Source organism: Methylocystis sp. SB2 (genome assembly GCF_049817085.1).
In the GTDB taxonomy this organism is placed as follows: Bacteria; Pseudomonadota; Alphaproteobacteria; order Rhizobiales; family Beijerinckiaceae; genus Methylocystis; species Methylocystis rosea.
On record NZ_CP187401.1, the window covers coordinates 1,896,839 to 1,910,276 of the forward strand.

At 63.3% G+C, this 13,438-nt stretch carries 11 protein-coding genes and 1 riboswitch; of the genes, 6 read left to right on the top strand and 5 right to left on the bottom strand.

Translation table 11 applies throughout. The annotated features are described in order from the left end of the window. Window positions 1–61 precede the first annotated feature (61 nt). The 3 genes from ACPS74_RS09240 to ACPS74_RS09250 are packed head-to-tail and all read right to left on the bottom strand — an operon-like array spanning window position 62 to window position 2,951. On the bottom strand, window positions 62–964 hold the full coding sequence (locus ACPS74_RS09240) for an MlaD family protein (RefSeq protein ID WP_029651136.1): 903 nt from the start codon (window positions 962–964) through the stop codon (window positions 62–64). Next, the gene (locus ACPS74_RS09245) at window positions 937–1,794 is read right to left on the bottom strand and encodes an ABC transporter ATP-binding protein (protein ID WP_029651137.1); all 858 of its coding nucleotides are present in this window, start codon (window positions 1,792–1,794) and stop codon (window positions 937–939) included. Before ACPS74_RS09245 ends, ACPS74_RS09240 begins: the two co-directional genes overlap by 28 nt. A gap of 8 nt (window positions 1,795–1,802) precedes the next feature. Next, on the bottom strand, window positions 1,803–2,951 hold the full coding sequence (locus tag ACPS74_RS09250; protein WP_029651138.1) for an ABC transporter permease: 1,149 nt from the start codon (window positions 2,949–2,951) through the stop codon (window positions 1,803–1,805). A 198-nt stretch (window positions 2,952–3,149) separates the two neighbouring features. Here ACPS74_RS09250 and dgcA point away from each other — a divergent pair, with 198 nt between their 5' ends. The 6 genes from dgcA (at window position 3,150) to ACPS74_RS09280 (ending at window position 12,160) form a co-directional block, all read left to right on the top strand. Further along, the gene (dgcA, locus tag ACPS74_RS09255) at window positions 3,150–4,133 is read left to right on the top strand and encodes an N-acetyl-D-Glu racemase DgcA (protein ID WP_029651139.1); all 984 of its coding nucleotides are present in this window, start codon (window positions 3,150–3,152) and stop codon (window positions 4,131–4,133) included. 55 nt (window positions 4,134–4,188) lie between these two features. Next, a riboswitch (Fluoride riboswitch) is annotated at window positions 4,189–4,250 on the top strand. 159 nt (window positions 4,251–4,409) lie between these two features. Beyond that, entirely contained in the window at window positions 4,410–5,942 is a 1,533-nt protein-coding gene (locus ACPS74_RS09260) for an efflux transporter outer membrane subunit (protein WP_029651140.1), read from the top strand. Between the two features lie 37 nt (window positions 5,943–5,979). Further along, window positions 5,980–7,170, top strand: a complete 1,191-nt coding sequence (locus ACPS74_RS09265) for an HlyD family efflux transporter periplasmic adaptor subunit (RefSeq protein ID WP_029651141.1) — start codon at window positions 5,980–5,982, stop codon at window positions 7,168–7,170. A 117-nt stretch (window positions 7,171–7,287) separates the two neighbouring features. Then, the gene (locus ACPS74_RS09270) at window positions 7,288–9,849 is read left to right on the top strand and encodes a plasma-membrane proton-efflux P-type ATPase (RefSeq protein ID WP_029651142.1); all 2,562 of its coding nucleotides are present in this window, start codon (window positions 7,288–7,290) and stop codon (window positions 9,847–9,849) included. Window positions 9,850–9,881: 32 nt separating this feature from the next. Then, complete coding sequence (locus tag ACPS74_RS09275) at window positions 9,882–10,736, top strand: polyphosphate kinase 2 family protein (protein ID WP_029651143.1); 855 nt, start codon at window positions 9,882–9,884, stop codon at window positions 10,734–10,736. Further along, window positions 10,733–12,160, top strand: a complete 1,428-nt coding sequence (locus ACPS74_RS09280) for an MFS transporter (RefSeq protein WP_029651144.1) — start codon at window positions 10,733–10,735, stop codon at window positions 12,158–12,160. Before ACPS74_RS09275 ends, ACPS74_RS09280 begins: the two co-directional genes overlap by 4 nt. A gap of 187 nt (window positions 12,161–12,347) precedes the next feature. Here ACPS74_RS09280 and ACPS74_RS09285 read toward each other — a convergent pair whose 3' ends face one another. Continuing rightward, on the bottom strand, window positions 12,348–12,731 hold the full coding sequence (locus tag ACPS74_RS09285) for a cytochrome C oxidase subunit IV family protein (protein WP_029651145.1): 384 nt from the start codon (window positions 12,729–12,731) through the stop codon (window positions 12,348–12,350). Window positions 12,732–12,749: 18 nt separating this feature from the next. Beyond that, complete coding sequence (locus ACPS74_RS09290) at window positions 12,750–13,409, bottom strand: heme-copper oxidase subunit III family protein (protein ID WP_239755386.1); 660 nt, start codon at window positions 13,407–13,409, stop codon at window positions 12,750–12,752. Window positions 13,410–13,438 lie beyond the last annotated feature (29 nt).

A 13,438-nucleotide genomic window follows, 5' to 3' on the forward strand; every position in this document is an offset into this window, starting at 1 on the left:
TCGAGCGCGTCGTTCTTCTAACCGATCCGCGCATTGGCTCAAAGCCACGCTTTGGATTGATTTAACGCCCTTGATACTCCGGCACGGACTGGGACGGCCCGAAGATGAATTGTGATGGGTTTTTCTCAACCGAACGCAGCGTGCGATCGAATGTGTCGACGGCCTTGCGACCATCCACGGCGAGCTGTCCATATTCGCGCAGCCCCGTCTCGGCGAAACGATTGATGCGTTCCGAGGCCCCGGCGATATTGCCGGCGATCGCCTTGATCTGCTTGGGGTCAATCGCCTTGATCGTCTTTTCGCCGGCCGCAAGCAGCTGATCGAGCCGCGCCGCCGCCGGTTTAAGCGAGCGTGCGACGTCCGACGCGTCGTGGATGAAAGTCGTGATCGAAGCGGAGTTGTCGGCGAAAGTCTTGCTGACCGTTGCAGCATTTTTAAGCGTCGCGGTGATGGCCGGACCATTATCGTCAATGAGATTGTCGAGTTTCGTGAGGACTTCGGCGGCCTTTTTCGACAGGCTCTGAACATTGACGAGCAAATTTTGGATTTCGGAGCGCTCGGCCTGAATTTGGGGATACTTCTGGCCGACTTGCGCCGTCAGAGGCGGGGCGCCGGGCGTGCCGCCGACCAGTAGGACGTCGGAAACGCCCGTAAAGCCCCGCGTCTCGAGACGCGCGCGGGTGTCGGTCTTGACCGGCGTTCTGCTGTCGATCCTGACGAGCACGTCGACCTTGCTCGGATCTTGTTCGGAAATCCCAAGATGCGTGACCTCGCCGACCTTCACGCCATTGAACAGCACCGAGGACCCGCGGCTCAGCCCTGAAACCGCGGTGAAGACAATCTGGAACGTATCCTGCCGGCCAAGCTGGCTCGGACCGGAAAACCAGTAGACGAAAAGAAAGGCGGCGAAGGCGACCGCCAGCGTGAAAGCGCCGATCAGGGCGTAGTTGGCGCGGGTTTCCATTGTTCGTCCTTCTGCTCAACGCGCGCCGCAGTCAGTCTGCCGCCACGCACGCCGTGGAAATAGGCCTTCAGCCACGGGTGGTCGGATGCGAGCAAGGTTTCCAGCGGCCCTGCGGCGATGACCCGACCTTCAGCGAGCGCGGCCACCCTGTCGCAAATAGAAAACAGGCTGTCGAGATCGTGCGTCACCATAAACACGGTCAGCCCGAGGGTCTGCTGCAGCGTGCCGATCAGCGCGTCGAATTCGGCGGCGCTGATCGGATCGAGTCCCGATGTCGGTTCGTCCAGGAACACAAGCTCGGGATCAAGCGCCAAGGCGCGCGCCAGGGCCGCGCGCTTCACCATGCCGCCCGACAATTCTGACGGAAATTTGTCCGCGGCGTCGGGATTGAGGCCGACGAGCTCTAGCTTCAGCATGGCTAGCTCGTCCATCAGTCGCTGAGAGAGGTCGCGCATTTCGCGCATCGGCATCTGAATATTCTGCTTCACCGTGAGGCCCGAAAACAGCGCGCCGTTCTGAAACAGCACGCCCCAACGCTGTTCCAGCGCACGCCGCTCAAGCGGCGCGAGCGCGTCGCGATCTTGCCCAAAAACCCGAATGGAGCCGCCTCGCGTCGGCGTGAGTCCGAGAATCGCGCGGGTGAGCACCGATTTTCCCTGCCCAGATCCTCCGACGAAGCCGAGCACCTCGCCGCGGTAGACGTCGAGGCTGAGTCCTTTCATGATGGTTTTGTCGCCAAAGCCGACCACGAGATCGCGCACGCTGATAATGACGTCGCGATTCGGACGCGGTTGAGCGGCGTCGTTGGCGTGAGCCGAGGCGTTGGTCATCGCCGCGCTCAATAGTCGATCGCCGCAAAAAATACGGCGAACACCCCATCCATCACAATGACCATGAAGATTGATTTCACGACCGAGGACGTGACCTGCCGGCCGAGCGATTCGGCGGAGCCCTGCGTCGCGAGCCCGTCCATCGACGCGATGAGGCCAATCACCAGCGCCATGAAGGGCGCCTTGATGATGCCGACAAGAAACGTATGCAGCGCGATCGCCTCTTTGAGCAATGATGCGAACGCCGCGGGGCTGATCCCCCCATACCACCAGGCCACGAGCATGCCGCCAAAGAGCGCCGCCATGTCGGCGACGAAGGTCAAAATCGGCAGGGAAATCACCAGACCGAGCACGCGCGGCGCGATCAACACCTCGAAGGGCGAAAGCCCCATCACCAGCAGCGCGTCGACCTCCTCGCGCATTTTCATCGAGCCGAGTTCGGCGGTGATCGCCGAGCCTGAACGGCCGGCGATCATGATCGAGGTGAGCAGCACGCCGAGTTCGCGCAAGACAAGAATACCGATCAGGCTGACCGTGTAGCTGGACGCGCCGAACTTGAGCAATTGAAAGATGCCCTGTTGCGCGACGATGCCGCCGACCAGAATGTTGATCAACACGATGATCGGGACGCTGCGAAAGCCGACCAGCTCGATTTGCGCGACAAGCGAAGTGAGCCTGAACCGCCGCGGATTGGCGGCCACATACATCATCGAGGAGACGAATTCGCCGAGAAAGCCGACGCCTCGGTAAAATTCGCGAAGCGCATCCACGATGGATTCGCCGAAATCCGCAAGCAGAACGAAGATGACATTGAACCGCGGCCGCGAGGGCGCAGCGAAGGCGCGGTAACGCGTTTCTTCGAGCAGCGTCGAATATTCAGGCCGCGCATGTTCGAGCGTGACAGCGACGTCGCGGCGCGCGAGATCATGCCGCGCGCGATTGATCAGCCAGGCGCCGGCCGTGTCGAGTTGCGAGACTTGCGAAAGATCGATGGCGATCGTGCGGTCGAGACGCGCTTCGTCGACAATTCGACGCCCCTCCTCCTCCAGGCGCTGAGAGGCGACGAGCGTCCAGTCGCCCGAAAGCGCAAGGCGCACGCCCTGCGCGGCGGATTGGCGCGCGACTTTGGGCGGACGCTGCATCGCCGCGACGGTCATCGGGCTTCGCTCCGCGCTGGAGTCAGTGATCGGCTCATTGATCGCGTCATCCTATACGACGATTGTGGCGCGCCACTGACGCCGGCCGGCGCGCCGCTCTTGCAAAAAACTCATAACTTCGTGAATTGACGTCAGCAAGCGCGTCGGCGCACATCACTGCGCCATCGCGGCCGCGCGACGCGGGCGCCGGAGAGAGATTTGAAGCGAAAACTATCTGTAGCCATACAGAGTTACCCGATCGCCGGCAGCTTCGTGATTTCGCGGGGCGCCAAGACCGAAGCCCTGGTCGTGACCGCGACTTTGGTCGAAGGCGACGGCGTCGGACGGGGCGAATGCGTGCCCTACGCCCGCTATGGCGAAAGCGCCGAAAGCGTTGTCGCCACAATTGAAGGCGCGCGCGACGCGCTCGAAGCCGGGGCAGATCGCGCCGCGCTGCAGCGCCTGCTGCCGGCGGGGGCGGCGCGCAACGCGCTCGATTGCGCCCTCTGGGACCTTGAAGCCAAGCTTTCGGGCGTTCCGGCCCATATCTCGGCAGGTTTCAAGGCGCTCTCGCCGCTTGTGACGGCCTTCACCATCTCGGTCGGCGCGCCCGATCAGATGCGCGCCGCGGCGGAAAGGGCGGCCGGTCGGCCGCTCTTGAAGATCAAACTCGCCGGCGAAGGCGACGAAGCGCGCCTCGCCGCGGTGCGCGCAGGCGCCCCCAACTCAACCCTTATCGTCGACGCCAACGAATCATGGGCGGCGGAAACCCTTCCCCGCCAGCTCGCCGCCTGCGCCGATTACGGCGTCTCGCTCATCGAGCAGCCTCTGCCGGCGGGCAGGGACCACATTCTCGCGACCATGCCACGACCCGTGCCGATCTGCGCCGACGAAAGCGTGCATGACCGCGCCTCGCTCGCGCCGCTCAAGGGCCGCTACGACGCGATCAACGTCAAGCTCGACAAAACTGGCGGCCTGACCGAAGCGCTCGCGCTGGCGCGCGCGGCGCAGGAGATGGGCTTTTCCATCATGGCGGGCTGCATGGTGGGAACGTCGCTCGCGATGGCGCCGGCTGTCCTGGTGGGGCAGATCGCCTCCTTCGTCGACCTCGACGGGCCTCTGCTTCTGGCCCGCGACCGCGTTCCTGGGCTGTGCTACGAGGGATCGACTCTCATGCCGCCGGCGCGGGAGCTCTGGGGATAGCCCGCGAGGTCGCCCTCTGGACTTATTGACCGGTAGCTAAGTCGTAAACTAAGTTTTAACGGATGGGGATGGGGTTCCCCCGATAACCGCCGAAAGGCTGATGACTCCTGCGAACTCGCCGCCACGTTCTTAAGATCGTCGGCGCAGGGTAGGAGTGTCCTGTTGCTTAGAGAACCCGCACCCTGTCGTGCGCCTTCCCGCCTGAGCCCCGGCAGCCGCGGAATCATCGCCGCTGGGCGTATGGGCGTTATTCGGCTCGGGACACGGCGGCGATGGATGTGCTGCGGAGCCCCGGTCGCGCTTTTTCTCGCCGGCTGCGCGCCCACGACGCCCGTAGAGCGCGCCCAATTTCTCGGCGCGCCGGCCATGGAGCGCACGTTGGCCAGATCCGGGCTGAACGCCGCCTCGGGCGAGACGGCCTGGCCCCGTGAAGAATGGTGGCGCGCCTTCCGCAGCGCAGAGCTTGACGGCGTCATCGACAAGGCGCTGCGCGACAATCAAAGCCTCAAGAAAGCGGAAGACACTCTACGCGGCGCGGACGCCATCGTACAGGTCGCCGGCGCAAGGCTCCTGCCGGAAGTCCAGGCGACCTTCGGCATGCGGCAATCCCGCAACCCGCTGCATGGCGTCGTGGCCTCCTACAATCCGGCGCAGGGCGGATTGCAAAAGACCATGGCCTTTATCAATCCGCTTGCGTTGACCTGGGAGCTGGATTTCTGGGAGAAAAACCGGGCTCTGCTGGACTCGGCGATCGGCGAGTCGGCGGCGCAGGAGGCCGAATTGGAGCAGGCGCGCCTGCTGCTGACCGCCTCGGTCGCGCGCGCCTATCTGCGCGGCTACGCCGCGGCGCGCCAGCTCGAGGTCGCGAGAGTTTTGACGCGTCTGCGCCGAGATTTGGTTGCGCTGGCTGAAACCCGCTATCGCACCGGACTTGACTCCTTGGACGGGGTGCAGATCGCCCGCGCGGAATTCGAAAACGCCGTCCGGCGCGAAGCGGCCGCGCAGGCGCTGGTGACGCTGCAGAAGGATGCGCTCGCTCGGCTCATGGGCGAAGGACCCGACGCCGCGCGCGACCTTTACGCCGGCCGGAACGCGCCAGCGCCCGCGTCGCCGCCGCTGCCACGAAGCCTGCCGCTTGAACTGCTCGCGCACCGCCCCGATCTCGCCGCCGCGCTGCGCCGCGCCGAGGCGGCGGCGGCCCGGATTCACGTCGCCAAAACGATGTTTCTTCCCTCGATGGATCTTGCCATCGCCGGCGGCTTCGAAGGCTCGGTGACCTCGACGAAGATCAGCAAACTCGCGGGCTATCTCTTCACGCCCTCGGCGATCGGCTACGCGGTCTCGCCCGGACTGCGTCTGCCCCTTTTCCAGGGCGGCCGCCTCAGCGGCAATCTGGAGTTTCAGCGCGCCGATTATGATCAGGCGGTCGACTCATATAATGAGACGCTGCTGCAAGCGGCGCAGCAGGTCGCCGACGCCATCGCCAATCTCAAGCGCGCGCGCGCCGAATATGAGGCGCAAAGCCGGTACCTGCGCGCGGCGCGTGTGCAATATGACCTCGCGCAATCGCGGCTGCGCGACGGCATGAAGGATCGCCGCGAAACCGTCGCCGAGCGCGTTGATCTTCTCGAGTCCGGCTTCGCGCAGCGCGCGCTCGAAGGCGACAGGCTGATCGCCGCCGTCGACTTGTATCAGGCGCTGGGCGGCGGCTATGCCGATGGTCCGCCGCTGGCCGCGCCGAAGCCGGCGCCCGAAACCGACCCTTTGACGCCGGCCGTCGAGACGATCCAGTCCCTTGGCGGCGGCTGAACGCGCCACGTCCTTTCAGAAGAACGCGAACCCCTCAATGGCGCTGTCCCGCAAAAGCATCCGCTCCCGCAGAGAATTTCTGCTCAAGATCGTCATTGCGGCGGTACTTGTCGGCGCGCTGATCGCTTTCTCGCGATGGTATTTTTACGACCGCGACTGGGTGACGACGGACAACGCCTTCATCACCGGCAACATCATCCCGGTTCAGGCGGACGCGACGGGAGTCGTGGCCGCCGTGCTCGCTGAAGAGACGCAGCTCGTCAAGAAAGGCGACGTGCTCGTTCGCCTCGACGGCCAACGCGCAAGAGCGGCGCTCGCGCAGGCGGAGGCCGAACTCGGCCGCGCGGTTCGTTCCGTCGGCGCGCTTTACGCGCAGCGCCGCCAGGTCTGCCAGAAGGTCATTTCCCGCGCCGCGCTTCGCGACAGAACACGCCACGATCTCGCAAGATACCGAGAGGCGACGCTGAGCGGCGCCGCTTCGCGACAGGTGCTGCAGAATACCGAGGACCAGCTCGCCGCGCTGGAAGCCGATCTGCGAGAAGCGCAGGCGGAATATCAGTCGGTCGAGGCGCGCGTCGTCGGCGTGACGCGGATTAACCATCCCGACATCGAGGCCGCCAAGGCGCGATACAATGACGCTTACGTCGAGTTCGTGCGCCAGAACATCCGGGCGCCGGCGACCGGCTATGTCGCCAAACGCAGCGTTCAGGTCGGCAAGCGGGTGCGCCCCGGCGACGCCATTCTCAACATCGTGCCCCTCGACCATCTCTGGGTCGAGGCGAATTTGTGGGAAAACAGGATGGCTCGGGTTCGTCCCGGGCAGGCGGCGGTCATCAAGGTCGATCTCTACGGATCGGAACAGATCTACCATGGAGAAGTAGCGGGACTTGTTCCGGGCTCCGGCGCCGTCTTTGCTGCTCTGCCCCCCGATAACGCGACCGGCAACTTCATCCGAATCGTCCAGCGCGTGCCGGTGCGCATCGCTCTACGGGCGGACGAACTCGAGAAACAGCCCTTGCGTCCAGGCCTGTCGACGGTCGCCTCGATTAATGTGTCCGGCCCGCTGCAATCGCCCAATCACTCGATCGTCAAGACGACGACGAATGAATATCTGACCGACGTCTATGACAAGGATCTCGCAGATGCGAAGGCGCGCGCCGACAAGATCGTCAAAGATAACGCCATAGGCGCGTCGAACGACGGCGCCGCCTGCACAGCCGCCGAATAGGCTGTGCACGGTTAATTTAGACTCGCGCTTGCCTTTTTGAGCGAATCTATTGGCGCGACTCGGATCACGCCGTAAGATTCGGTTCGGATATTTTTTTATGTGATGGGGAGAGCAAGCATGCCGGACGTCAGCGCGAAACCGCCGGCGGGCCAATCTTCGCCAGCGCTTTCCCTCGATCCGGCGCAGGTCAAAATCTCGCAGCGACTTGAGACGCTGAAGACGACAGAGAGCGGTCTCACCGCCGCCGAAGCGGCGCGGCGGCTCGCGGAATACGGTCCAAACGCCCTAGAGGACAAAACGGAAAGCAAATGGCGCCGTCTGCTCAACTATTTCTGGGGGCCGCTGCCGTTCCTTATTGAAGCCGCCGCCGTCATCTCCGCTGTGCGGCGAGATTGGCCGGATTTCGGCGTCGTCGCCGGTCTGCTTCTCTATAACGCCGTGGTCGGATTCTGGCAGGACAACAAGGCGGCGAATGCGCTCGCGGCCCTGAAGAAAAACCTCGCGCCCCGCGCGCGCGTGATGCGCGACGGCGCCTGGACGACGATCCCCGCCGCCGAACTGACGCCGGGCGATATTGTCAGCGTCGCCGCGGGCCAGATCATCCCCGCGGATCTCCTGCTCATTGAAGGCGACTATTTGAGCTGCGATCAGGCGGCGCTCACCGGCGAATCGCTGCCCGTCTCAAAGAAGATCGGTGACGACGCCTATGCGGGCGCAATCGCCAAACAAGGCGCCATGACTGGCGTGGTCACGGCGACGGGCGGCCGCACCTTCTTCGGCCGCACCGCGAAGCTGGTCGGCGCCGCCGGCGCCGTTTCGCATTCGCAACGCGCGGTGACGGAGGTCGGCGATTTTCTCCTCGTGCTTGCATTTTTTCTGGCGCTGATCCTCGTCGGCGCGCAGCTCTATCGGGAAGTCATCGCGCCGGACGACTGGAGCTGGGATCGCGTCGGCTCCATCGCCCAATATGTGCTTGTGCTGCTGATCGCATCGATCCCCGTCGCGCTGCCGGCCGTCATGTCGGTGACGATGGCGATCGGCGCCTATACGCTCTCCTTGCAAAAGGCCATTGTTTCGCGTCTGAACGCGATCGAGGAGCTTGCCGGAGTCGACGTGCTGTGCAGCGACAAAACCGGCACGCTGACGATGAACAAGCTCACGGTGCAAAGCGCCATTTCCTATGGCGCGTTCACGAGCGACGACGTGTTGCTCTTCGCTGCGCTGGCGACCCAGAAAAGCAGCGAAGACGCGATCGACCTCGCTGTAATGGCGGCGCTGCCGGCGCATGATGCGCTCGACAGTTTTAAGCAGAAGGCGTTCACGCCGTTCGATCCCGTCAGCAAACGCACCATCTCGACAGTCGCGGACGGCTCTGGCGGCGTTCGCCACTACGCCAAGGGGGCGCCGCAGGCGATATCCGCGCTCGTGCGGCCCGACTCGCAGACTCTGCAGCGCTATCAGAACGAGGTGGCGGCGCTCGCCGTCAAAGGCCAGCGCGCGCTGGGCGTCGCCATGTCGGAAGATGGCGCGCGGTGGCAACTGGTCGGATTGATCTCGCTGATGGACCCGCCGCGCGCCGACGCCAAGGCGACGATCGCGGAGGCGCGCGGGCTCGGCCTGGAAGTCAAGATGGTGACCGGCGATGACGTCGCCATCGGCGATGAGATCGCCGCCCAGCTCGGCATGGGTTCGCATCTTCTCGTCGCGAGCGATGTCTTCAAAGGCGACGTCAAGGCGAGCGCTCTGCCGCGCAGCGTCGTCGACGCGGTGGAGCGGGCCGACGGATTCGGCAGAGTGTTCCCGGAACACAAATATGAGATCGTCAAGGCGCTTCAATCGGTCGGCCATATCGTCGCAATGACCGGCGACGGCGTGAATGACGCGCCTGCGCTCAAACAGGCGGATTGCGGCATCGCCGTCAGCGGCGCGACCGATGCGGCGCGAAGCGCCGCCGCGTTGATCCTCACGGCGCCGGGGCTTTCGACCATCATCAACGCGATCCGGGTGTCGCGACAGATTTTTCAGCGCATCGAAAGCTACATTTACTATCGGATCGCGATGACGCTCGACATCATGATCGTCGTCGTCGCGTCGATCGTGTTTTTCGACTTTCAGCCGCTCACCGCCATCATGATCGTCGCGCTCGCGCTCCTCGACGATATCCCGATCATGACGATCGCCTACGACAATGTCCCCGTCGCGCCGCAGCCGGTGAGATGGGACATGCACCGCATCTTCATTTTCGCTTCGCTGATGGGACTGATCGCGGTCGCCGAGACTTTCGGGTTTTTGCTGATCGGCATGCGCTGGACGCTCGACGAGTCGCTGCAGACGATGATCCCAATTGATCCCGGCCAGCTCCAGACTCTGCTGTTTCTGCAGCTCGCCGTCGGCGGCCATCTGCTGCTCTTCAGCGTGCGCACCAAAAAAGCGATTTTTTCGCCGCCCTACCCGAGCGCCAGACTCTTCTGGGCGATCGCGGCGACGCAGGTCGTCGCCGTGCTGCTTTGCCTTTACGGAGTCGGCGTCGACCCCGTTCCCGGCGCGGCGATCGTCGGCGTGTGGCTTTATTGCCTGCTCTGGGTCGTCGTGACTGAGATTGTGAAGTTTATCTACTGGCGTCTGGCTGGGCGGCGCGACAAGAACCTGACTGCGAGCCACGTCGCTCTCACCCGTTGAACAAGAGCGACAGGTCGAAGGAGGCGGAGCACATGAAATTCGTCAAAAAGTTCCGCGTCGAGCCCGGCTCGGACGTCGATCTCGGATCAATCGATCCGGGTTTTCACGGCGACTTTGCCAATGACGCCCAAACGGCGGAGGAATTGCAGCGCAATCTCACGCGCATCACTGAGCTGCAACGCAAACTCTACGCCGACCGCACGCATTCTCTGCTGATCGTCTTGCAGGGCATCGACAGCGCCGGCAAGGACGGCACCTGCTGGCATGTCATCAGCGCCATGGACCCGCAGGGCGTGCAGGTGACCGGGTTCAAGCAGCCGACTCCCGAAGAACAGGCGCACGACTTTCTGTGGCGCGTCCATCCGCATGCGCCGCAGCGCGGCTACGTTTCGATCTTCAATCGCTCGCATTACGAAGACGTGCTCGTCGTACGGGTGCACAAGCTCGCGCCAAAAGAGGTGTGGAAGCCGCGCTATGATTTCATCAACGAATGGGAAAAGCTCCTCGCCGTCGAAAACAAGACGACCATTCTGAAATTCTTTCTCTACATCTCAAAAGAAGAACAGCTCAAGCGTTTCAAGGCGCGGCTCGACGATCCGGCGAACCAATGGAAGATCAGCGCCAGCGACTATTCCGAGCGCGAAAAATGGGACGACTACATCAAGGCCTTCGAGGCGGCCCTGTCGCGCTGCTCGACCGAACATGCGCCCTGGTTCGTCATCCCGGCAAATCACAAATGGTTTCGCAATCTCGCGGTTTCCAGCATCATCGCCGATACGCTCGACGATCTTAATCTGAAGCTGCCGAAGCCCTCCGTTGACATCGAAGACATCCGCAAGCTTTATCAACAGGCAAAGAACGAAGAGGAACGGAGCAAGGCTCGGTGACGGCGTCGCCGGCGCACGCCGCCTCAATTTTTTCGGCGCTCGACGAAGCGCCGATGACATGGCGTCATTACGCCTATTGGCTCGCAGCGAGCGGCGGCGCCTTTCTGGACGGCTTCTCCGTATCCGGATTGGGCGTCGCGCTGCCGCTGCTCAAGCGCGACTTTCCGATCAGCCCGCTTTTCGTCGGCCTGATAGGATCGGCGCTGGTGCTCGGCGCGGTCGCCGGGTCCGCTCTCGGCGGCATCGGCGCGGACAGATTCGGCCGCAAGCGCGTCTTCATCGCCGACATGGCGATCATCGCGCTCGCTTGCTTTATCGGCGCGCTCGCGCCGAACGCGCGCTTCATCCTGCTCTCGCAGTTCCTGCTTGGCGTTGGCGTCGGCATCGATTTTCCGACGAGCGGCGCCTATGTGTCGGAACTCATGCCGCGCGCGACGCGCAACAGAATGACCGTCGCGACGATCGCCCTGCAATCGGTCGGCATGGCGGCGGCGGCTCTCACCGGCCTCGCTTTATTGAAGCTACGACCGTCAACAGAAGACTGGCGGCTGCTGTTCGGCGCCAGCGGCGTGATTGCGTTGCTATTCTTATCTGCGCGCCTATGGGCGCCGGAAAGCGTGCGCTGGCTGGTCACGAAGGGACGCATCGGCGAAGCGACGGCCCTGCTCAAGACATTATCGATCGAGTTCGGCGAGAAGCCCGAGAACCTTGGCGCGGAAGCAGTCGCCCTTACAACGTCCAAGCGGGCTTCCGCGCCCAATGCGCAGAACGTCGGCTATTCGGCGCTGTTCCGCAAAGCCTATCGCGCCCGCACGATGCTCGTCTCCTTGCCGTGGATGCTGATGGACGTCGCGACCTACGGCGTCGGCCTGTTCACGCCCGTCATTCTCGGGGCCATGCATCTCGGCGCCGCCGACGCGGGCTCAATCGCCGCCGACTTCGCTGACGCGGAAGGCAGCGCCATCGTCGACGCTTTTCTCATCATCGGCTTCGTGGCGAGCCTCTGGGCCGTTCCGCGCTTTGGCCGGATCACCATGCAGGTCGCAGGATTTAGCGGCATGGGGCTTGGCATGCTGCTGTTGCTCTTCGCCGCGATGTCCGACAATGGCGCGAATGCGCATCTCGCCTTCGTCATCGGCGGCTTCATGCTGTTCAATTTCGCGATGAACGCCGGACCCAACGCCACGACGTTCACCCTGGCGCCGACGCTGTTCCCGACGACGATTCGCGCCTCGGCGAGCGGCTTCGCGGCGGCGAGCGCCAAGGTCGGCGCCACTTTCGGCACATTCGTGGTGCCGCAATTGCAGGCCGGCTGGGGACTCACGGGCGTCGTCGCCCTCATGGTCGTCGTCAGCGCCGCGGGGCTGGTGACGACGGCCGGCCTGGCGCATGCGGTCAATGAGGAGGGAGCGCTCGAGGAATAGCCCGCGCGCTATTGCAGATGCGCGACGATCGTCCAGGCGCCGAGAAAAATAATCATGACGAGGCAGAGCGCCGAGAGGACGATGAGGATCGCCTTATTGGCGACGCGCTGATCGTGTTCTCGCATTCGCCATTCTCCGACGGCCCGTGATCAGCGCGATTCATTCAGGCGGCGCGGGCGAGCCCGCGTCATGCGCCGAAAAAGATCACGCGTAGATAATTGGTGTAGTCGCCTTCCCACGCCATCATCGCCATCAGAACCAGCACCGCCAGCGGCGGCAGCAGAATGGCGACGACCAGCGCCAGCCGCTCCCAGGCCATGTGCATGAAGACGGCGACGATGAGCCCGGCCTTCAGCAGCATGAACACGACGATCAGGAACCAGCGCAAATAGCCCTGAAAGTCGAAATAATCGACGAGATAGGAGCAGGCGCTCAGAACGAAGAGCAGGCCCCACACCAGAAGATAGAGCTTGATTGGATGCTGCTGGCCATGCGCCTGCGCCGCGGGCTGCGCCGCTTGCGCGACATGAACATGGCTATGGGTCGTATCGTCCGTCGTCGCCGTCATCATTTCCCCCTGTCGGAGACGTCACCACAGATAGAAGAATGCGAAGATGAAGACCCACACAAGATCTACGAAGTGCCAATATAGGCCCATGATCTCGACGATCTCGTATCGGCCCCTGCGACTCGTGAAAAAGCCGCGCCGTCCGACGTCATAGTCTCCGCGCCAGACGGCGCGCGCCACGATGAGCAGGAAAATCACGCCGATCGACACGTGGAAGCCGTGAAAGCCGGTGATCATGAAGAAGCTCGAGCCGAATTGCGCGGCGCCGAAGGGATTGCCCCACGGCCGCACGCCTTCGTGAATGAGCTTGGTCCATTCGAAGGCCTGCATGCCGACGAAGGCGGCGCCAAAGAACGCCGTCACCAGCATCAAGATCGCCGCCTTCCTGCGCTCGCGCGCATAGGCGAAGTTGACCGCCATCGCCATGGTGCCCGAACTCGTGATGAGATCGAAGGTCATGATGGCGATGAGGATGAGCGGGATCTTCTTGCCGCCGATCTCGAGCGCGAAAATTTCGCTCGGGTGCGGCCATTCCACCGTCGTGGACATGCGCACCGTCATGTAGGAAATCAGAAAGCAGCTGAAGACGAAGGTGTCGCTGACGAGGAAAATCCACATCATCGCCTTGCCCCAGGACACGCTCTTGAAAGAGCGCTGATCCGAGGACCAGTCAGCAACCATGCCGAGCAGGCTGCTCCGCAGTGTTGTCT